Source organism: Lentilactobacillus rapi DSM 19907 = JCM 15042 (assembly GCF_001436255.1).
Lineage (GTDB): Bacteria > Bacillota > Bacilli > Lactobacillales > Lactobacillaceae > Lentilactobacillus > Lentilactobacillus rapi.
Genome location: NZ_AZEI01000053.1, coordinates 1 through 21103 on the forward strand (window position 1 = coordinate 1; position 21103 = coordinate 21103).

Consider the following 21103-nt stretch of genomic DNA (forward strand, 5'->3'; position numbering starts at 1 on the left):
AGCGTTGATATGACAAGGATAATCGAGGATAAAACTTAGAAACTTTGGACAGTACTTTTTTCCTTGGGGAGGGATAAACATGAAAGCAAGGCATTTAAGTACTTTCTTTATTTTCTTCTTCGGTGCTTTAGGTGGCCTCTTATTTGGATTTGATACAGGTATTATTTCTGGCGCCTCACCATTAATTGAAAGTAATTTTAACCTGGGAACTGAGCAAACTGGTTTCATTGTTTCTTCAGTGCTGATTGGATCATCGATTGGTGCGTTATCGATTGGATCGTTGTCAGACCGCTTTGGTCGGAAACGACTCCTCGTGCTGGCGTCCATTCTGTTTCTAATTGGGTCGAGCCTATCGATGTTTGCTCAAGGATTCATTTCAATGGTGATTGCCAGAATTATTTTAGGCTTTGCCGTTGGATCTGCTTCCGCACTCACGCCAGCGTATCTAGCAGAGTTAGCCGATGCCCCTCATCGTGGATCATTAGGGACAATGTTTCAATTAATGATTACCCTGGGCATTTTGCTGGCATACGTTTCTAACTTGAGCTTCTTGCACCACAATTTGCTTGGATTACGGGACTGGCGATGGATGCTTGGATCAGCTTTGATTCCTGCGCTGTTACTGTTCGTCGGTTCAATGATTTTACCAGAATCACCGCGTTACCTAGTTGAAAAGGGACGGATTGACGAGGCGCGTGATGTGCTTCATGAACTTCGTGCCAAAACAAATCAGGATCCAGACAAAGAGCTGTCCGACATTCAAATGGTTGCCAACCAGCCTAAAGGTGGGTTGAAGGAGCTCTTTACCTTTGCTCGGCCAGCTGTGATTGTGGCGATCTGTTTGATGTTACTGCAGCAATTAGTCGGCATTAATTCCGTCATTTACTTCTTACCACAAGTCTTTATCAAAGGGTTTGGTTTTCCTGAAAGCAATGCGATTTGGATTTCTGTGGGAATTGGGATTGTCAATTTTGTCTGCACCATTTTGGCCTACAACATCATGGATAAATTCAATCGGAGAACGATCTTACTGTTTGGTTCGATTGTGATGGCTACCTCTATCGGAATTCTCTCCGTCTTGAACTTTACTTTGAACGTTGCTGATGCTGCGGTTCCAACCATGATTTTGATTGGTATTTATATCTTCGGATTTGCCGTTTCATGGGGCCCAATTTGCTGGTTGATGATCGGTGAAATCTTCCCGTTGAATGTTCGGGGAGTTGGTAACTCCATCGGCTCAGCTGCCAACTGGATTGGGAACTTCATCGTTTCTCAATTCTTCTTGGAACTGCTCCATGTCTTTAATAACAATGTTGGTGGCCCCTTTGCGGTCTTTACTTTCTTTGCCATCGTTTCAATCTTCTTCGTTATCTACATGGTCCCAGAAACTCGGGGCAAGAGCCTTGAGGAAATTGAGATGGAAATGCGTCAAAAAGCTGCTTTGAAGGCCGCTGCTAAGAACGCGCCGAAAGCAAATTAAGATTGACCTTAATTCATATATGAAGGGGTTCGGATATCAACTCACTCACGACGATTTAGCAAACAATGGGCTGAGTCATTAGTCGGCAATGTGTTTACAAATGCAGTTTAGTTTTCCATTCTTATATTGATAAAACTTGCGCCAAACGGCTGATCCCGGCCATTTAAGCCAAAAAAGTAATGCATTCCAAAAAACCAGAATGCATTACTTTTTTCACTTAAATTCTGGGATCAAAGCGCCTTTTCCAATCTCTACTCCGGATCCACACACAACCGCTTAACGGCTTCAGCGTAAATATCCATCGCTTTAAACATGCTCTTTAATTCCCAATTTTCATTGACTTGATGCATGAAGTCCGGCACACCTGGCAGCATGGCACCGAATGCGACACATTGGTTCATGGTTCGGGCATAAGTGGCCCCACCAGAAATCTTTGGTTGGGTATCATCGCCAGTCAAGTCCTTGTAAACTGACATCAACGTTTTGACCAGTTCGCTGTCGGTTGGAACGTACAGTGGTGCCAAGTAGTCGAATGCCTCGTAGTGGAGGCCAAATGGGGCAACGGCTTTCTTTAACTTTTCGATCAGCTCGTCTCGATCAATTGTTACTGGAATTCGCATATCAATTTGCATGCGGGTTTCATCTTTGTTGATCTTGAGACTTGAAATGTTGCAGGTCAAATGACCGGATTGCTTGTCTTCAACGTCACCCAAGAGATTAGTAGCGGTTGCATCTTCTTTGAAAAGCTTGCCGATAAAATCAAGTGATTGACTTGGGAAAATGTCATCTAACGCCATTGCTAACCGCAGAACGGCGTTGGTTCCCTGAGGGGCGTTCATCGCATGGACGGATTTGCCAATCACCGTGATGCCATCCGTCCCGTGATCTTCATACTTAAAACCATGATTATTCAACGCTTGCTTCACCTGATCAAGCTTGGGCCCATTGTATGAAGCTTTGGCAGGGACAGCGTTAAAAGCATTTTCCAGGTCAATGTTGAGATCAGCCATCCCAGGACCAACCAGATATGCCTGCTCCAAGCCTTTTTCGGCGTAAGTCACCGGGAATTCTGAATCTGGGGCGATCCCGAAGTCAATTGGCGATTCCTTCTTGTTATAAACGGCAATTCCTCGCCAGAGAGTTTCTTCGTCAGTTCCAAAAATAAACCGAATGCGGCAATTAAATTTGTAACCCTGATCGATCAAAGCCTTAACGGCGAACATGGCTGCCATTGATGGCCCCTTATCGTCTTGAGTACCACGTCCATAAATGTACCCATCTTTGACCGTTGCGGTGAAAGGATCACTGTCCCAATCGTTTGGGTCACCAGCCGGGACGACATCAACGTGGCCGATAATGCCAAAGATTTTATCACCGGCGCCGACTTCGGCATAGCCATAGTTGCCCTCAGGATCTTTATAAGTCTTGAATCCATTTTCTTTGGCGATCGTGAGAATCTCTGTGAGGGCATCATCAATCCCTTTACCAAATGGGGTGGTTGCCGTTTTAGTCGATTCATCATTGACGGAAGGCTTGCTAACAAGACGCTTGAGTGCTTCGACGGCTTCATTTTGCTGAGTTTCTGTTACGATTTTGGTCATTGTGGAATTCCTCCTTTGATTGATACTGAATGACTGCTTGTTACTTCATTATAACTGATGAATATGAAAACGCATTCTTATTTTGTTAAATCGATCATATGACAGACAACGACTTCCTTTCAAATCGACTTAATGGATTTTAAAAGGAAGCCGCTATGATGAATTTTATTGATTACAGGATGGCCATGATGCCTAAGAATACCGCTGTTGCTAAGAACAGGTAAATCATTAACTTAAACATGAATTTCCACCAGGTGGTAATGTTGACGTGCGCAATGGTCAAGGCGCCCATCACCACACCGGATGTTGGGGTAATTAAGTTAACCCAACCGGATGCGCTTTGATAGGCGGTCACAACCAAGCTTGGGTCAACTCCTGCGAATTTACCCATTGGGCCGATAATTCCCATTGTGGCAGCTGCCAGTCCTGAAGTTGATGGGATCAGGAATGACATTGGGATGTAGAAGACGTAGGCCAGAATGATGAAGACGACTGAACCTAAGTTTGATAATCCCATTTCGCCCCAGTGAAGGACGGTTGCAGTAATGCTGCCATCGTTCATGATCACTTGGATTCCACGAGCAACCGCAACAACGATCGCAACGCCCATGAAATCACTCATTCCACTTAAGAATGATTCAACGAATGTGGATTCTTTCATTTTGAAGACAAACATCACGATTACAGCCATCAAGAAGAAGAGGGTTGTAATTTCCGTGAAGTACCATGAACCAAATGGTACTAAATTGGATCCGATCAGGCTGCCTAGGACTGGAATGTCTTGAGCCCATTTGGTGAAGCTAACGAAGAATGTCCATTTTTCGTTAATTTGATCCCATGGAATTAAGCCCATGATCATGATGACGAAGGTAAGACCAAACATCCAGAGAACGGCTTTTTGACGGCCGGTCATCTTGGTGCCGGGTTTGTCTTCGTGATTCAAAGCGAATCGTTTAAGATCTTCTTCTCGTTGTTCATATACAAGTGAACGGGATGGATCTTTTTCGATCTTAGATGCGTAACGGTAGACAAACCAAATACTGATGGCTACGACGATGACAAAAAGCACGGCCCGAGATAAAATTCCGTCACCCGGGGAAATGTTTAACGTCTGTGAAGCAACCCCAGTGGCAAATGGGTTAACGGTTGAGGCTAAACACCCAACTTGTGAGCCGACCAAGACGATTGCAACGGCAACCAATGAGTCAAAACCAACCCCAATCATTACGGGGATAAGCAATGGATAGAAGGCAATGGTTTCCTCAGCCATTCCATAAGTGGATCCACCAAGGGCAAACAGAATCATCAGTAAGGGAATTAAGACTTTTTCCTTACCTTTGTATTTCGACACGATACTGGCAATCCCATCGTCAAGGGCGCGGGTCTGATTAACGACGCCCAAGAAGCCACCAATGACCAGAATGAATAGCGAAATTGAAATTGCGCCTTCAGTTGTGTCGTTTCCAATCATTCCATAGATTGGCGCAGAGAATACGTCCCAAATTCCTTGAGGGTTAGAAGCAACGGCTTTGTAAGTGTGGGCAATAATATTGCCTGCCTTATCAGTCGAATACTGACCCGCTGGAATAATCCAAGTTAAAATTGCAACGAAGATGATGATCAGGAATAGGATCGTATACGCGGAAGGCATTTTGAATTTCTTTTTCGGAGTTGTTTGTTGATTTTGCATGATGTTCACTTCCTTTTCTTTTTCTGAGTAAATTTTACAAAACATCTATAAATTTTCCGTGAACAATTATAGAAGAATTATATTAATGTTCACAATTAAGAAAAATATAAACATCTTGCTTACCCATAGTATAAATAAAACATCATGATAATCAAAATGAAAACACTTATGAATTGATAAAAAATTAGTTAACTAAGGTTAACATGTCCCGACATATCAGCGATTGTGTAAATACGGTCTAAAAAGGAGACAATCAAAAAGCCCATCAACCGAGAGTCGAAAAATCGGTTGATGGGCTAAGTTTATATATTCACAATCATTGAATCCGATTTATCCATCCAGATCGTTAAAGAAGCTCAATAATTCCTCTTTGGTCAAATTATCTTTTTGATCACCGGCAATATCATAGGTGATTTTGCCGTGATCCAGCACAATTAACCGATTGCCATATTTGAGGGCATCATCTAAATGGTGGGTAATCATCAAACATGTGAGGTGGTTACGGGTAATTTGATCATTGGTTGCCTGCATGAGTTCTTGAGAAGTTTGGGGGTCCAAGGCTGCCGTATGTTCATCAAGCAACAAGATTTCCGGGCGCTTGATTGTCGCCATTAAGAAACTGAGCGCTTGGCGTTGACCGCCGGATAACTTGCCAGTGGCGGTATTCAAGCGATCTTCAAGGCCGTTATTCATAACTGAGGTAATGTCTTTGAATTTGGCCATGTGCGCCTTGAGATGTCGAGCACCCAACCCCCGGCGTTGACCACGTTTTTCTGAGAGTAGTAGGTTCTCGGCAACGGTCATTCTCGGGGCCGTTCCCATCTTTGGATCTTGGAAGACCCGACTCAAGAAACGGGTGCGTCGTTCAACTGACATGCTGGTGATGTCTTTGCCATGAAGGAGAATCTGGCCGGTTGTAACGGGGATGTTGCCACCAATGACGTTAAAGAGGGTTGATTTACCGGCCCCGTTTGAACCAAGAATAGTGATAAAATCTCCGGGATAAATTGCTAAATTGACGTGATCCATGATGTTAATTTGCTCGGGGGTGCCGTGATTGACAGTCACCACAATATCATTAAGTTCAAAAATGGGCTCAGTCATGTTTGGTCATCCCCTTTGCTAAAGTATGGCGGATTCGGAAACGATTTTCGAGAACTGGTAACATCATGAAGATTGCCAGGACAATGGCAGAAATGAGGTTCAGATCGTTGGCGTTGAAACCAAGCTTTAAGACCAGCAGGATAACGAAGCGGTACAAAATACTACCGATTGTAACAGCGATCAGGCGTTGGTTCATTGTTAGATCACCAAAGACGACTTCCCCAATGATGATGGAAGCCAAGGCAACCACGATGACGCCGATTCCCATATTAACGTCCGCAAAGCCGTTGTTTTGGGCGACCAATGCACCACCGAGACCAATTAAACCATTGGAGACTCCTAAGCCCATGATTTGCATCGCATCCGTGCTGATGCCAAGCGAACGCGCCATGTTGGGGTTATCACCAGTTGCGATGAATGCCTGGCCAAGGTTGGTTTGGAGAAAATAGATGATCAATGCAGTGACAATTGCCACGACAATAATGCCAAGCACCACACTGTCAAAATATGGAGGTAAAGATTCCAAGAAGTGATTTTTGAGCATCGTTGGTTTGTCAAAAAGGGACAGGTTAGCGCGGCCCATGATTCTAAGGTTGACTGAATAGGCTGCAGTCATGACTAAGATTCCTGCCAGTAGGACTGGAATCTTTCCTTTTGTATACAACAATCCGGTGACTAATCCGGCTAGTAAGCCTGCCAGAAAGGCAATGAAGGTTGCAACTAACGGGGATGCGCCTGAGTAGATAGCAGCTACACATGCCGCAGCACCCATTGGGAAAGTTCCCTCGACGGTCATATCCGGGAAGTCAAGAATTCTAAATGTCAGGAAGAGGCCGATGCCGACGACTCCCCAAGTGAGTCCCTGGCCGATGGCTGAAACGATAATGCTCATTTGATTAATTCTCCTTTTTGTTGCGCTTCTTTTAAGAGGCTTGCGGGGATTTTAATGCCCAATTTGTTCGCTTGCTTTTCATTGATGATGAGCTTGCCATGACGGAAGAACTTAATGGCAGTGGTCGAAGGCTTCTTGTTGCCCTTGAGGATCTGGGCGCTCATCTTACCGGTAGCAACACCAAGCTGGTACTGATCGATTCCGTAAGTTGCCACGCCGCCTTGTTTAACCATCGTATCAACGGCTGGGAAAACTGGCACTTTGGCGTTGTTGGCAGCTCCAACCAATGTCTGCATCGCACCGGCAATGGTATTGTCAGTAGGAACGTAGATGGCGTCGACTGAACGGACTGCTTGTTCAGCAACCTGAGTTAAATCATTGGTGTTAGCGATTGAATAAGCTTTCAGGGGTACATTTTCCTGTTTACATAACTTAACGAACATCTTGTACTGGGCAACGGCGGAATCATCACTTGAAGTGTAAATAATTCCAAGTGTCTTCATATGGGGCATCATCTTTTTAATTAACCCAAGTTGTTCCTTTAAAGGTGCTTGATCAGAAACCCCGGTGATGTTGCCACCAGGTTTGTTATTGTTCTTAACGAGGCCGGCACCTTTCGGATCGGTGATGGCTCCCAGAATAACTGGCTTCTTGGTAATCGTGTTGGCAAGTGCTTGAGCGGATGGGGTAGCAATTCCGATTGAAAGATCAGCGTCTTCGTTGGCAAATTTGGCACTCATCGTCTTTAAATTACTTTGGTCATTCTGAGCGTTTTGAAAATCAATCTTGATATTCTTGCCTGGCTTGTAGCCTTCTTCTTCAAAACCATGAATAATCCCGCGATGAATCGCATCTAGTGCAGGGTGAGACATGAGTTGCAGGATTCCGACCGTTGGCTTTGCCTGGGGCTTCTGCTTTTGGTTGCCTTGGAAAAAGGCAAATCCTAAAATGACAAGTAAAATTAATACTGCACCTGAAATCAAATATTTTTTCTTCATAATAGCAATCTCCTTAATAGTAAAGTGAGCGGATCCAAGCGGTTAGAAGTCGAAATGTAAGTCTCCTTGGATAGAAATCCCGGTTTTGGGGATTTTTGTTCGAGGTGCTTACATGCAGACTTCTGCTTGGAGTAGCTGTCCTAGTAAAGTGAGCGGATCCAAGCGATTAGAGATCGGAGTGTAAGTCTCCTCGAATAGAAATTCCGGTTTTGGGGATTTTTGTTCGAGGTGCTTACATGCAGATCTCTGCTTGGAGTAGCTGTCCTACAAAAACAAATAAAATCGATAAAAACAATCACGAACAAAAAACGAGCATTCCGGTCCGACCGAAATGCTCGTAGTGAAGTCGGCCTGCCGAAATCATCTGGTCAGACCGTTTCTTTTCGAAAAGATTGCCGGCACAGATGCGTTCATGATCGCATGCTTAAGATCAAGTCGCATCTATCCCAGACGATGTGACTTGTTACCGGCTTTGCCAACTGCGATTAACAAGTGAACTCATAGCAATCTTTCCTTTCGTAATAGAATATAATTAATTTTAAATGATTGTTTACCTTTCGTCAACATGTGAGATTGAATCTCTAACGAAAATGAATGCGTTCTTTAACACAGCGGTAACCTAGTCATGATATTCTGTTATTAGGACAGCTTTTCCAAGCAAGAAGTCTGCATGTAAGCACCAGTAAGGAAAATTTCAGAACCGGGAATTCCCCTTACTTTCAACTTACACTCCGGCTTCTAAGCGCTTGGATCCGCTTACTATTGAAAGAGGGGTTCAGTTCATGAGAAGAATCATTAAACTTGTTGGTGTCGTGGTGGCATTTGCTATATGCCTATTGATCGCCAACCCGCAATCAGCGCGTGCAGCGAACAATGGTTACCGTGTCAAGATCCTAAAGACCTATTCAAATGAGTTGCCAGAAAATCCGTATCACGCGAATCTAAAATCCAAAGCTTACATTTGGGCAAGCAAACGGTATCCATATGATAAGCAAAAGGATTTTCAAAAGCGGCTTTATAAAGTCTCTAAATTAAAGGGTGTTACACTTTCTATCCAAAAGAAGGCCAGCGTTTATCACCAAAATAAGTGGGCCACTTATTACTACGTTGCGGATCGAGGCAATGATTATCAGGGGTGGGTTCGCCCCAGTGCCTTGATTAAAGGATTCAGTCCTTATGGCTACCAAATTACCAAAGAGAATTGGGGCAACCAAACTGCCACATTTCACGCCAAAAATCCCAAACAGAATGTGTACATCTGGAATTGGCGGCATACCAAAAAGCAGGCCAATCTAAAAAATTACCCTGGGGCCAATTTGTATCGTAAAGCAACATTCACCATGCTGCACAACAAGAAGCAAAGTACCTATTATTACGTTAGGATGCAAGCAGATGGGAATTCCTCAAAGAATGCCTATGGTTACGTTGCCGCTTCTCAAGTCGCAGCCGGCCATAATACGAATTATAAGCAGATTGACTATACCCAAATTGATCAATTTACTGACAGCACCGACTATCAGAACTATATTCAAAATGGCAAGAAGCAAAAGCTCGCCAGATCGATTGTTAAATTGTTTCCCAACAGCCAGGTTGATTTAGGCTTATCACGGATTGCGGCTCACGATTATGATACGTTTGAGAGTACTCCCGATGGCGATTCAACGCCCATCAGCAAAAAGGGTTACGCCGATATCAAATCATTTTCGAGCATTCAGAAATGGTTGTATGCCCATGAAAAGGCTTCGAATGCAACTAAATTAGCTGGAATTGAAAAACTGTTGGATAAAGAAGGGTACACTGCGAATAAGCGCGCAGCGATGTCTGGATATAAACTTGGCATTCAGATTGTTAACAATATTCCGGGGTACAGTTCTGAAAATGACAAGCCGACTCGTTGGAAAGGGTATGTGTTTATTCTTGGCAGGGTTGATAAGTAAATCATTACAAAAATGGCGAGGATATAAGTTTGGTCGACAAATAAATTGAGACGCATTTTCCAGATTTTGGGAGATGCGTCTCATTTTTTTCTATAAGTAATTTAGTCCTTCTCAAAATAATAATCATCCAATGTGAAAGTTTCTACTGGGGTAACGTGCAATTGATATTCAGCGACCAATTCCGCAATTCTTCGACCATCGATCAGCGTTACTGACTTAGAGCCTTGAACAGCCTTCTTTTTGGCATTATCAGTAAAGTAACTTGTCGTAATAAAGATGCCGTATTCTGCGTTAAATCCATCCATAACGCCCTTAAATTTGTCAATATCAGGTTCTGAGACGGGATTATTAGTAAACTTTTTTGATTGAATGGCTACTCTGGCAGTTCGGAATTCATCTGATTCAAAATAACCAAATCCGTCAATGCCATGATCTCTTGATTGAATTTTCCCAAGTTTATCATCAATTCTAACGCCCATTTTAGAAATCAACAATCTAGAGAAGCTCTCAAACTTACTAGGTGTGAACGCGTTGAGTTGATCGATGAGTTCCACCTTCCAATTATCATCATCGGCAGTTTCAGCATCTTGTTCTGAATCAATTGGGTCTGTGACTTGCTTTGCCTTAGTTTTTCGCTTTTCGTTGTTTAATTTAATTCTTTTTTTCCAATATTCATCGACTATCTTCTGTTCTTTGTCAGTAGGGAAGTTCACGGTCTTACGCAAACGTCCTTTTTCTGTCAGAACAATATCCTTCATTCTTTCGGGCTTTTCCACGTATCCAGTGGCATATAAGTTATTGATACCAAAATTAAAATCAAAGTCGAATGGGATGTATTTGCCACCATTTTTTGACACAACCTTGGTAAAAACGTCTTCATATGAAAATCCACTTCCTGAGTCCTCTGCGATTGAATCCCTCAATGCGTCACGTGATGCGGAGCCACCCAGACTTTTCAGTGCTCGAAGGATCGCACCTTCAGCACCTCTTCTTTTATATTTATAGTTGGCCATTATTGTTTACTCCTATTTATAGAATTTGAACTAATTTTACCATTCATAATATAAAATACGGGAAAAAGACTGAAAGTTGTGACTTTTTTGGAATAAAAAAGCAAGTCTCTGTTTGAGGCTCGCCTTACTTTGACTCTTATTTAGCTAATTCCTCAGCCAACGCATAGCCCAACTTCTGGGCTGTCTGCGCGGTTGGATGAATCTCGTGATCTTGTAAAGTCAAATCCTTGTTCTGATCCGTGATGATATTTGGGGCAAACTTCTGGAAGTTAATGACCGTTGCACCCAGCTTACGATAAGTCTTGGCTTCAGCCTCACGCAGTTGGCCGTATGTGTAACCATACTGATTAAACATATTCTGGCGATTTTCGCCTAATTCGTCGTATCTGGAGATTGGCAAAATGCCGTAAATATGGGCGTTGGGGTTGATTGCCTTGATCCTCAGAACATCTCTGTATAGATGGCGAATGACGTTGTGAAGACTGCCGGAACCAGACAAGTTCGTATAATCATTGGTGCCAATATGGACAAAAATGAGATTCATCTTTTTAATTTGATTCTCATGGTATTTGATTGCAACCGGTAAGTCCTGCGCAACTCGTTTCGTTCCAATGTAGGCAAACCGATGACCCACAATCTTAGCACTTGGAACGGCGTAGTTTAAGACGCGTTTGTTTGTCCCCAAGTACTTACTTACCCAGTCAGGATATGAAGTATTGAGGTAGAAATGATAACCGTCCCAACCAGAAGGGATCGAGTCACCAAATACACCGATCTGTTTGCCGACAAATTTGTTACCAGCTTGTGGCAGCTTGACGTTGAATGACTTGCTGTAAATACCCTTGATTTGGGAATGAAGCACCCAAAAAGTATGCTGATTATTTGCACTGGTCAAACGATAAACAAAGACTCGCTTCCCATTAATTGAGACACTGGCAACTTTATTGCGATACCAGGTTGTGTTGAGAAAAGACTTACTGGAAGTTGATTTGGTTAGATGGAGATTAGAATATAATACCGCATCTTTTTTTAATGCATAGGCATGAGCATGGATTGGCATGTCAAAGTGAACACTGACTTTTGCGGTGCCCGTATCAGCAGTCGAACTGCAGCCAAAGCCAAATGAAAGCGTCGCAAGGACAAAAGCAGCGACCAACAGTGTGGCGCGTTTATTGATTGAGATCATGTAAAGGTTCCCCCGGTTCAGAATATTGATAAAAAATGAAGCGTTAATTATGTGCCTGATCACAACTACTAGGTTACTATACTGCAAAAAGTTAAAGAAAGTTATAAAGAATTCAAATAAGGCCATAAATAAATCTGATGTTGCATTTAAACGCTGCCCTGACGCCGGTTCAACGTTGATTACAAATAATTGATGATGGCATTTTTGCCGTACGCAACTTATGATAGTAAGTGAGGTGATTAGATGGATTTTAAACAAGTTGTTTTAAATGAAACTGATGGTACCAAATTAGACATTTACAACAGTCATACGGATGTTGCCTTGCCTGGAATTGTGATTCTCCCCGGCGGCAGTTACAAGCCGTTTAAGGAAAGGGACTCCGAAAGAGTGGCTTTAACGTTTGTGACCAAGAGTTATCAAGCATTCGTTTTGGAATACCCAATTAATGAAAAGAAAAACTATCAGGTAGCCAAAAAGGGCATTAGTCTGGCATTTGACTACATTATTAAACACGCAAATGAGTTGAATGTCAATCCGCAAAATATTGGCGTCATCGGCTTTTCGGCTGGTGGCCAATTGGCAGCCGCTTATTCGTGTGAAAAGGGTAACCACGCCCGATTTGCCATTTTAGGCTACCCAGTTGTTAATCAGGCCTTGGATGAGAAAATGGGCATTCAAAGTGAGGACGTTTCCAAGCTAGTTACTAAAGAGACAGCCCCAACCTTTATCTTTGGTGCCCGTGGTGATGGCCTGGCGCCATATGTTGATCACATTCAACCATATACAAAGGCATTATTTGAGAATGATGTTCAATTTGAACTTCACCTCTTTGCCTCAGGTGGGCATGGATTTAGTTTGGGCAACAAGTATACAGGCGTGGTTAACCGCGACAGAACGGATGCCCATTTTGCCAAATGGTTCCCACTGTGTTTGGAATGGCTCAAACAATTTGACTAGGAAAAGACTGGGACAATCGACGTTTTGATCCCAGAATTTAACGAAAAGACCAATTATTCCTAATTTTTTGGAATAGTTGGTCTTTTTCGTTAAGTGGTCGGGATCAGCCGTTGGGTTCAGCTTTTATCTAAGTGGCTACGGCGATCCAAGTGAATGATTACAGATTGGCAATTAATATATGTTTCGGCCTTTTTTGGATAAATGCAGATTCATACTGCCCTGGAAAGGACAGGTGTGATGATTTCTCAGTTGGATCTTCACTCAAATAAGAATCTTCTCGACAATTCGATTAAAATTGGCGTCATCGGGGTGGACAATTCCTGCCAATTTCGTTGAATGAAGGGACGAAACTTACTGAGCGCACCTCTTTCAAGTTCTTTATTGTCTGTCAGCAGATGGCGTAGTTCCAGTGAAAACTCTTGAAGTGTCACTTGGTCGGCTTCCGTTTGCATTTCATGCTTAGCACAAATCAGTTGCTGAAGATAGCCATCGTATTTTTTGGCGGTAATCTTATCTTGGTCATTAGGCAGTTTGAGGCCGTTGCCGGTGGCTTCATCATGAGTGAGCCTTTGAAGATACGTTACCCCTTTAGCAGTCAGCCAGCGATCTGCTTTGTTGTTAAAGAGTTTGACGCCATCCACGAAATCAATATCAAACGTTGCGGTGAGAATTCCCTCATGCTTATAATCCATTTTCTCAAGTTCACGTAAAATATCGGTTGCGCCGTAATCATTATTCTTACCATAATCAATTAACTTCCGAATGGTTTGGAGATTGACTTGATTGGGTTGCGTTTCCAAACAACTTAAGATAAACTCCCGCATTTTTTCGTTTTGATTCATGAATTTAGCCCTCTTTATAATGATTTTTTAACTATGAAATAACTTCATTTGAATACCTTGGTCATAGTTCCCAAATCCTTGACCAAAAATGGTGCAGCCCCCTTTGTGTTTTGCGTTATCCTTAATGGCAAATCGGACAGAAATTGTCGGTTGGCGCCAGTTGAGATCATCAATTGAAACGTCGGTAAATGGTTGTCCATCCAAATAACTCCCATGATCAGTCACCCGAACAACTTTTAGCTGGCCGTATTGGTTGACGTTGTCTGGAACCCAGGCAGGGGTGTATTTCCCCCGTGTATCCGAAAAATCCCCCGGGCTTGTCCACGTGCCAATTTCAACATTGTTAATATAAAACGTAATGTCGGATGGCCAAACATTGTTGGAAAATGGAAATTCAGATCCCAATTCCATCGACAGATCCAGCATTTCCAGATTATCCTTTGCCTCCAAATAATTAGGAAATTGATATTCAACAAAGCCATTGGTCCACCAAATCATGCCGGCTTTAATGCGATCGGGGCTCATGAAGTAGGTTGGGTTATCAACTTTACCAATATAATCATTTTTTCCAGCTAGGCCACAGGATGGCGTCACTGAGTAGTTCGTAAATTGGCCAACTGGGACAGCAGTATCGTATTCTGCAAAAGCTGGATAAATCGTGCTGGGAAAATGAACATTAATATTGTCGACTTTCAAATAAGATACCTTTTTGTGACCATGACGCTCAAAACCGATGATGCCGGCTTCAGCGAGCTTATTGAGATGCATTAAAACAATGGTACTGCTCAAGTTGAGCTTCTTTGACAACTCTTGAACACTCGTCCGCTTGGTAGATAAGACCTGAATGATTTTGATCCTGACGGGGCTTGCAAGGGCTTTGTAAACTTTCAAAGAATCTTGAGATATGTCTAATTCCATGGTAAGACTCCCCTTATTAACATAACACTAATTGTGTAAATATTCACTATAAATCCTACTGTTAAGGCAATGAAAGCGATTTAATTAACATTTATGTTGATACTTTATTTTGTAACCGCTTTATGGACACCCTTATACTATCAAAAACATTTATCTAAGTCAAAATTTGATGAAATACTCACAAAAACCATTGTAATCGTTTTCTTGAGGCCATATCATTAAACACGTGCACAAGGATTTTACACAATACGTAGTGAAAAGGAGAGTTTATATTGACTGATTATATCAACCCATTAATTGTTCAACGAGCTGATCCGTTCATTTACAAGCACACTGACGGTTATTATTATTTCACCGCTTCAGTTCCTGCTTATAATTTGATCGAGATTCGCCGGGCTAAAACTTTAGCCGGGTTAGCTCATGCTGCACCCCGGACTATTTGGCGCAAACATGAAAGCGGTCCCATGTCACAGCTGATCTGGGCACCGGAAATTCATTATATCGATGGCAAATGGTTCATCTACTTTGCAGCTGCTGAAACAACTGCCTTGGATCAGAATGGCATGTTCCAACACCGAATGTTCTGTATCGAATGTGACGCCGAAGATCCAATGAGGAGTGAAGATGACTGGTTTGAACATGGTCAAGTTGAGACGGGCATGGACAGCTTCTCACTTGATGCAACTTGTTTTGAAGCAAATGACAAACTTTATTATGTTTGGGCTCAAAAGGATCCCGCAATTCGCGGTAATTCCAACATTTATATTGCTGAAATGGAAAATCCTTGGACGCTCAAAACAAAGCCAGTGATGCTGACTAAACCAGAATTTGATTGGGAAACAATCGGCTTTTGGGTTAACGAAGGCCCTGCAGTTATTCATCGGAATGGTCGCTATTTCTTAACCTATTCTGCAAGCGCTACCGACGAACATTACGCAATGGGAATGTTAAGTGTTCCCGATGATGCAGATTTGTTGGACGCAAGTAACTGGACTAAGTCAAAAGATCCTGTTTTCCAAAGTGACATGGCAACTCATCAATATGGCCCAGGTCACAATTCATTCACCGTTGCCGAAGACGGCAAAACTGATATTTTGGTTTATCATTGTCGCGATTATACCGAAATTAAAGGTGACCCATTATATGATCCAAACCGTCATACTAAGGTTCAAGCATTTACTTGGAATGATGACGGCACACCACACTTTGGCAAACCAGTTCCTTATAATTACGATTAAAAATTAAATTCAACTGCGCAAAGCAGAAAGCTGCATGTAAGCACCTACCAGACAAATTCCTGGGTTTGGAATTTGTCTGATAGGAGACTTACACTCCGCTTTCTAACCACTTTGCTCCGCTCACTTTTTTAGGACAGCTCCTCCAAGCAGAAGTCTGCATGTAAGCACCACCGAGAAGAATTCCAGAACAGGGAATTCTTCTCAGCGGAGACTTACACTCCGACTTCTAACCGCTTGGATCTGCTCACTTACTTTATATAGGAGGCACCTGTTATGGAAAACAGTGCAAAAACACCACAAAAGAAGGAGAGTAAGCATTTCTGGGGATTTCCGTTTACCCACTTTACTTACTTCTTCATGTGGCAGATTATCTTTGGTTATTTGACTCTTTGGATGGAACAAGTTGGTCACATGAATGGTGCCGAAGCTGGGGTCGTCTTCTCAGCCATGGCTGGATTATCACTTTTGTTCCAACCAGCATTCGGTGTCATTTCTGATAAGCTTTTATTTAAAAAGAATTTGCTATTTACAATTGCGATCGCCGCAATGTTAATCGGACCGTACTTCCAGTGGGTATTTATGCCACTGATGAACATTAACTCGATGTTAGTTGCGATTGTGACTGGAATCTATCTTTGCTTCATCTTCAATGGTGGTGTTTCAGTTATTGAACAATATGTTCAACGTGCCAGCTTAGCTAACGGCTTTGAATATGGTCACTCACGAATGGGTGGTTCTTTAGCCGGAATGGTTGCTTCATTTGTTGGTGGTCAAATCTTCTTGTGGCATCCAAACTCAATCTTCTGGGCATGTACAATTTCAGCTACCATCTTGACTGGTTTGCTTTTGTTCAGTGATAAGGTTGATATGGATAATGCTTCTGCTGCTGGTGATACATCTAACTCACTTGACTTAAGCTTGATTGGTAAAATTTTCAAGTTAAAGAACTTCTGGTATCTGTCAATCTTCTACATCGGTACTTCAGCTATTTATGATGTCTTTGATCAACAATTCATCATCTTCTTCAAGTCATTCTTTGATACTGCTGCTGCCGGAACTCAGGCATACAGTTATATGACAACTGCTCAAATTGGTTTGGAATTCTTACTGATGTTCCCAATGCCTTGGATTATCAACCGAATCGGTTCACGAAATGGTTTGATTGCCTATGGTGTCATCTTGGCTATCCGGATCATTGGATCAGCATTGTCACCAAGCTTAATCTGGGTTATCTTCTTACGTTTGTTAGCCGGATTCGAAATGCCTTTGGTACTTGTTTCAATCATGAAGTACATTGCCGGAGCCTTCGATGTTCGGGTTTACGCCACAGTTTACGCACTGGCGTCGAACTTTGCTAAACAAATATCTGTCTTCATCTTCTCAGCATTTGCAGGTAGCATGTACGATTCCATCGGTTTCCACCACACTTACTTGATTCTTGGTGCAATCGTTGCTGTTGTCACTATCTTTGCCGCACTTGTTTTGAAGAAAGAAAATCCAGTTCAAGCTGGTGAACGTGACGAAGCAGGTAAACCTAAAGCCTAAGTATTTGATTAATTTTTTGTAATTGAAATACAACTAAATAAGGGGGAGTGAATTTGCTCGATGAGAGCAGGTGCATTCTCTTTTATTGTAGAAAAAATGTAAGCGCTTGTAAGATGTTGAGGGAGGAATTCTATGTATTCTGTAGTTAAGATATTAAGCAAAGTAATTATTAGTACTATTGGAATTACGGTACTCGGATTAAGCGGAGTTTACTCACAATCCGCTAAAGCTGCCAGTGGTGGAGCAGGTAGCGATAACTCTGTTATCACTGTTGCAGATAAAACGCAACTTCCTGGTACCAAGGCGCCGGATTTCTTGTATGGTCGAGGGTTGGTTACGACACATCAAAGCGATCCATCATATAACGGTAGATTATATGCAACTTCAGAACATTATGTAACCGGTACCCCTTCTTTTGTAATATATGAAAGCACAAATCATGGCGGAAGCTGGAATACTGTTGGTGAGGTCAAAGACTTAAACAAGGGAGTTGGAAACCGATATCAACCATTTTTGTATGAATTGCCAGAAAAGGTTGGTAACATGCCAGAAGGTACCCTACTATGTGCAGGGAATGCTATACCAAGTGATCTTTCGACAACATCAATTGTGTTATATAAGAGTACCGATCATGGTAGAACTTGGTCGTATATGAGTACACTTGGTACAGGTGGCGCAGCCAATACCGACACTAAAAGTAATGGCCCTGTATGGGAACCATTTTTAAAAGTAATTGATCATAAATTAGTTTGTTACTATTCTGATGAACGTGATAAACCAGCTCACAGTCAGAAGTTGATCCATCAAGTCTCAAACGATGGTATTAATTGGAGCGATGTAGTTGACGATGTTGACTTCTCCAATCCTGCGGCTCGCCCTGGAATGGTGACAGTGGCTCAAATGCCAAATGGAAAGTACATCATGACATACGAAGTCGTTAATTCAGGTGAATGGCGTACTAATTTCAAAATTTCAGACGATGGCTTAAATTGGGATAAGAATAATGAAGGCACAAGATTAGCTTATGGTGGTTCACCGTATATCACAGTGTTGCCGGACGGTACATTAGTTGCGAATACCGCTGGCCAAGGTGATTTGTTCGTGAACCGAAACAATGGTGTTGGTCCCTGGGATGATGTAAAAATGACTATGCCAGATGCATACTCGCGTTCTTTGACTGCCTTACCAAATAACCAGATATTGCTTGTTAGTGGTGGCGGTTTAAAATCTCCAACTTCAACCCAAGACAATGTTTTAACATCAATGGTTTATGATCTTCCTGACCAGTATCATCGAGCAACTATTGACTTTACAGGACAGCCTGATTCACTGACTGCTGGTAAGACCGCCAACTTCAATGTCAAGATGTCTGATAATAGTGCGGCTGATTTTGATATCACAACTGATGATGCCCAAAATGTGACCGTCGAGAAGCAAGCAGATGGCAGTTATCAACTTAAAGTTAATGCTAATTATGTGGGTCAAAAGACCGTTACTGTGACCGCAACCAAGCATGATGATCCTTCGTTTAGTGCCAACTTCAAAGTCAATATTAGTGGCACTGCGCCGGTCACTCCCGTTACCCCCGTAACGCCAAGTAACTCCAGTTCTTCGACTACAACGACGAGTTCATCATCTTCAGCAACGAGTTCAAGCACCAACCAAAACTCTAATGTTCCGGAAACCAATAACGAACCACAGCCAACCAAGCCGTTTAACACTTTCAAGGTTTATGCTAAACGTGGTGTTCGTGTTTACAAAGATGTGAACTTCAAACATGTGGTTAAATCATATGCAAAACGTAATCGAACTCATGCTGTTACATTCACCGTTACTGGGAAAGCATATTCTACCAATGGCGCATTGAGATATAAAACTAGTAAAGGTTATATTACCGCTAATAGTAAATATGTTGCTAAATTATACTATCAGTCAGCTCACAAAAAGGTAGCAGTGATTGCCAAGAGAGGCGTCAATGAATACTCTAAGAGTTCATTTGCAAAGAAAAACCAAGTAAAGCATCTTAGAAAAGGATCGATTGTAAAAGTTAAGAGTCTATTTAAGAATGGTTCGACTAACAAATTTGTGTTGACCAACGGGAATTATATGACGGCCAATAAAAAGTTTGTTATTGTTAGATAATCAAAACTAGAAAGCTAGGAGTCGCCCCGAGAGGGTGTGGCTCTTGGCTTTTTTTGATAAACAATGTAATTCTTCCTAGGTTGGATATTTTACTCGACCAAAGCCATGCCGGATATGGAGTTGTCACAAGCGCTGGTATGGTTCTGAATTTACCGAAAAGCATAGTTTTGCTACTGGCAGTGTGTTAAATAATTAAATTGATTAAAGTGAACTTTGTGACCCCAAGGAATCAATCTGTTCTTATGCTTTCGAGTTTTAGCAATATGATTAATATCAATGAAATACGAAGCAGTGGATGAGGTATTTCATTGCTTTTGCAGATAAATTTCGGAGCCCAATGAGTTCTTACAATATTGAATTATGAAAAAAGAAACGGGGACGAGTGATATTTTGTAAATCCATTGTTAAAAATGAGAGGTTAATTTCAAAAAACAAAAAAATAGATTAACAATAATGTTGATCATACTGGCTGTCCCCATCATTTATCCCCTTTGAATTAATGGAGATGTGATTTTTGAACAAATTATAAAAGAAAAGTACTAAAAACAATTGTAAACGCTTTTTTATGGACATATCATTAACTTGTGCACAAATATTAATACTATGAAGTGAAGAAAAACGTTTCTTCGAAAGATTAGTTCAACTTCCAATTGTTGGTTGGTTTGATTAGTTGGGAAGATGCATGTTGTTTCCGTAATTGTTTGGCGTAACATGAAAACGGTCTCATATTTTAATCGATTTGAGCCCCTATATCACACGACAAACAATTCACTCATTTGCAGGTGTACGGGCAACTGCACTAAAAGAAATAGCACGGTTCAACGTGAGACGATTTTCTAGGATTCGGACTGATGAGCAGCGAAATGATTGGTTTGAGCAGGCCACATAAAGCTGTCACTGGATAGTTTCTAGATGCAGATTATTTCGAAGTTGATAACAAGTTTTACGTAATTAAATGTAGGGGGATCCGGTAATTTGGGATAACTCCAATGTTTCAATTGCTGAAATGGGGAATTCCTCAACGTTTTGGGTAAAGCTTTTTACATTGACCCAGCAGGAAATTAATTTGGAACGAGTGGTTTTAAGTTAATAAAAAGAATCGCGATTATTCACTGAAATGGTTATGACGCACTTATTAGCGATGTCCATATTTTGTGCATTAAAAATGCCAAATTTTTGTGAGATTGGAGAAGGAAAAATGGAAAATTCAGCACCTCAGGCTAATAAAGCCGATGTGAAATTACCACTGCTCGAGAAGATCAGTTATTCATTTACTGATATGGCTGGTAATTTACTTTATGTTACGATTTCAAGTTATATTCTTTATTTCTATACCGATGTGTTCGGTATTTCAGTTGCTGGGGCTGGTTTAATTCTATTGGTTGCCCGTTTCTTCGATGCCGTTAGTGCACCAGTTTGGGGATCAATTGTTGACCACACGCATACGAAATGGGGGCAAAGTCGACCGTACTTCTTATGGCTAGCTATTCCATTTGCCGTTGCGACTTTCTTAGAAACTGTTTGAGATCTCTAAAAGCGGCGTAGGAAAACTGAGACAAA

15 protein-coding genes and 1 pseudogene are annotated in these 21103 nt (G+C 41.9%); 7 read left to right on the plus strand and 9 right to left on the minus strand.

All coding sequences use genetic code 11. From position 1 onward, the window contains the following. Window positions 1-79 precede the first annotated feature (79 nt). Window positions 80-1480, plus strand: coding sequence for a sugar porter family MFS transporter (locus FD12_RS06710; RefSeq protein ID WP_054748884.1), 1401 nt, complete (start codon window positions 80-82; stop codon window positions 1478-1480). A 251-nt stretch (window positions 1481-1731) separates the two neighbouring features. On the opposite strand, the gene FD12_RS06715 is transcribed toward FD12_RS06710, so the two are convergent. The 5 genes from FD12_RS06715 to trpX form a co-directional block, all read right to left on the minus strand. Continuing rightward, the gene (locus tag FD12_RS06715; protein WP_054748883.1) at window positions 1732-3081 is read right to left on the minus strand and encodes a M20 family metallopeptidase; all 1350 of its coding nucleotides are present in this window, start codon (window positions 3079-3081) and stop codon (window positions 1732-1734) included. Window positions 3082-3253: 172 nt separating this feature from the next. After that, the gene (locus FD12_RS06720; RefSeq protein ID WP_054748882.1) at window positions 3254-4771 is read right to left on the minus strand and encodes a YfcC family protein; all 1518 of its coding nucleotides are present in this window, start codon (window positions 4769-4771) and stop codon (window positions 3254-3256) included. A 330-nt stretch (window positions 4772-5101) separates the two neighbouring features. Then, the gene (locus tag FD12_RS06725) at window positions 5102-5875 is read right to left on the minus strand and encodes an ABC transporter ATP-binding protein (RefSeq protein WP_054748881.1); all 774 of its coding nucleotides are present in this window, start codon (window positions 5873-5875) and stop codon (window positions 5102-5104) included. Beyond that, entirely contained in the window at window positions 5868-6767 is a 900-nt protein-coding gene (locus FD12_RS06730; protein WP_054748880.1) for an ABC transporter permease, read from the minus strand. Before FD12_RS06730 ends, FD12_RS06725 begins: the two co-directional genes overlap by 8 nt. Beyond that, window positions 6764-7765, minus strand: coding sequence for a tryptophan ABC transporter substrate-binding protein (trpX, locus tag FD12_RS06735; protein WP_056982279.1), 1002 nt, complete (start codon window positions 7763-7765; stop codon window positions 6764-6766). Before trpX ends, FD12_RS06730 begins: the two co-directional genes overlap by 4 nt. A gap of 782 nt (window positions 7766-8547) precedes the next feature. Between trpX and FD12_RS06740 the strand changes: the two genes are divergently transcribed. Continuing rightward, window positions 8548-9702 (plus strand): hypothetical protein, encoded by a 1155-nt coding sequence (locus FD12_RS06740; protein WP_056982280.1) that lies wholly within the window; start codon window positions 8548-8550, stop codon window positions 9700-9702. Window positions 9703-9803: 101 nt separating this feature from the next. Here FD12_RS06740 and FD12_RS06745 read toward each other — a convergent pair whose 3' ends face one another. Both FD12_RS06745 and FD12_RS06750 read right to left on the minus strand, forming a co-directional pair. Continuing rightward, window positions 9804-10715, minus strand: a complete 912-nt coding sequence (locus tag FD12_RS06745; RefSeq protein WP_056982281.1) for a restriction endonuclease — start codon at window positions 10713-10715, stop codon at window positions 9804-9806. Window positions 10716-10851: 136 nt separating this feature from the next. Beyond that, window positions 10852-11901, minus strand: coding sequence for an SGNH/GDSL hydrolase family protein (locus tag FD12_RS06750; RefSeq protein ID WP_056982283.1), 1050 nt, complete (start codon window positions 11899-11901; stop codon window positions 10852-10854). Between the two features lie 243 nt (window positions 11902-12144). Between FD12_RS06750 and FD12_RS06755 the strand changes: the two genes are divergently transcribed. Further along, entirely contained in the window at window positions 12145-12858 is a 714-nt protein-coding gene (locus FD12_RS06755; protein ID WP_054748876.1) for an alpha/beta hydrolase, read from the plus strand. A gap of 257 nt (window positions 12859-13115) precedes the next feature. Here FD12_RS06755 and FD12_RS06760 read toward each other — a convergent pair whose 3' ends face one another. After that, complete coding sequence (locus FD12_RS06760) at window positions 13116-13700, minus strand: hypothetical protein (protein ID WP_186825967.1); 585 nt, start codon at window positions 13698-13700, stop codon at window positions 13116-13118. 27 nt (window positions 13701-13727) lie between these two features. Further along, a complete protein-coding gene (locus tag FD12_RS06765; protein ID WP_054748874.1) occupies window positions 13728-14618 on the minus strand; it encodes an ArsR/SmtB family transcription factor in 891 nt (296 codons plus the stop codon). Between the two features lie 272 nt (window positions 14619-14890). On the opposite strand from FD12_RS06765, the gene FD12_RS06770 reads away from it, so the two are divergent. From FD12_RS06770 to FD12_RS06785, 4 genes and pseudogenes are all read left to right on the plus strand, one after another. Further along, on the plus strand, window positions 14891-15856 hold the full coding sequence (locus FD12_RS06770; RefSeq protein WP_054748873.1) for a glycoside hydrolase family 43 protein: 966 nt from the start codon (window positions 14891-14893) through the stop codon (window positions 15854-15856). Window positions 15857-16129: 273 nt separating this feature from the next. Then, a complete protein-coding gene (locus FD12_RS06775) occupies window positions 16130-17401 on the plus strand; it encodes an oligosaccharide MFS transporter (RefSeq protein ID WP_056982284.1) in 1272 nt (423 codons plus the stop codon). Between the two features lie 132 nt (window positions 17402-17533). Further along, window positions 17534-19543 (plus strand): DUF5776 domain-containing protein, encoded by a 2010-nt coding sequence (locus tag FD12_RS13880; RefSeq protein ID WP_146986025.1) that lies wholly within the window; start codon window positions 17534-17536, stop codon window positions 19541-19543. Window positions 19544-20741: 1198 nt separating this feature from the next. After that, a pseudogene (locus FD12_RS06785) lies at window positions 20742-21056 on the plus strand (MFS transporter); the annotation flags it as partial. Between the last annotated feature and the right edge of the window lie 47 nt (window positions 21057-21103).

Bases quoted from the DNA above. Each gene is read 5' to 3' on its own strand.
- FD12_RS13880 (WP_146986025.1), top strand. From the start codon at position 17,534: ATGTATTCTGTAGTTAAGATATTAAGCAAAGTAATTATTAGTACTATT.
- FD12_RS06760 (WP_186825967.1), bottom strand. From the start codon at position 13,700: ATGAATCAAAACGAAAAAATGCGGGAGTTTATCTTAAGTTGTTTGGAA.
- FD12_RS06710 (WP_054748884.1), top strand. From the start codon at position 80: ATGAAAGCAAGGCATTTAAGTACTTTCTTTATTTTCTTCTTCGGTGCT.
- FD12_RS06720 (WP_054748882.1), bottom strand. From the start codon at position 4,771: ATGCAAAATCAACAAACAACTCCGAAAAAGAAATTCAAAATGCCTTCC.
- FD12_RS06715 (WP_054748883.1), bottom strand. From the start codon at position 3,081: ATGACCAAAATCGTAACAGAAACTCAGCAAAATGAAGCCGTCGAAGCA.
- FD12_RS06750 (WP_056982283.1), bottom strand. From the start codon at position 11,901: ATGATCTCAATCAATAAACGCGCCACACTGTTGGTCGCTGCTTTTGTC.
- trpX (WP_056982279.1), bottom strand. From the start codon at position 7,765: ATGAAGAAAAAATATTTGATTTCAGGTGCAGTATTAATTTTACTTGTC.
- FD12_RS06765 (WP_054748874.1), bottom strand. From the start codon at position 14,618: ATGGAATTAGACATATCTCAAGATTCTTTGAAAGTTTACAAAGCCCTT.
- FD12_RS06730 (WP_054748880.1), bottom strand. From the start codon at position 6,767: ATGAGCATTATCGTTTCAGCCATCGGCCAGGGACTCACTTGGGGAGTC.
- FD12_RS06775 (WP_056982284.1), top strand. From the start codon at position 16,130: ATGGAAAACAGTGCAAAAACACCACAAAAGAAGGAGAGTAAGCATTTC.
- FD12_RS06755 (WP_054748876.1), top strand. From the start codon at position 12,145: ATGGATTTTAAACAAGTTGTTTTAAATGAAACTGATGGTACCAAATTA.
- FD12_RS06745 (WP_056982281.1), bottom strand. From the start codon at position 10,715: ATGGCCAACTATAAATATAAAAGAAGAGGTGCTGAAGGTGCGATCCTT.
- FD12_RS06725 (WP_054748881.1), bottom strand. From the start codon at position 5,875: ATGACTGAGCCCATTTTTGAACTTAATGATATTGTGGTGACTGTCAAT.
- FD12_RS06740 (WP_056982280.1), top strand. From the start codon at position 8,548: ATGAGAAGAATCATTAAACTTGTTGGTGTCGTGGTGGCATTTGCTATA.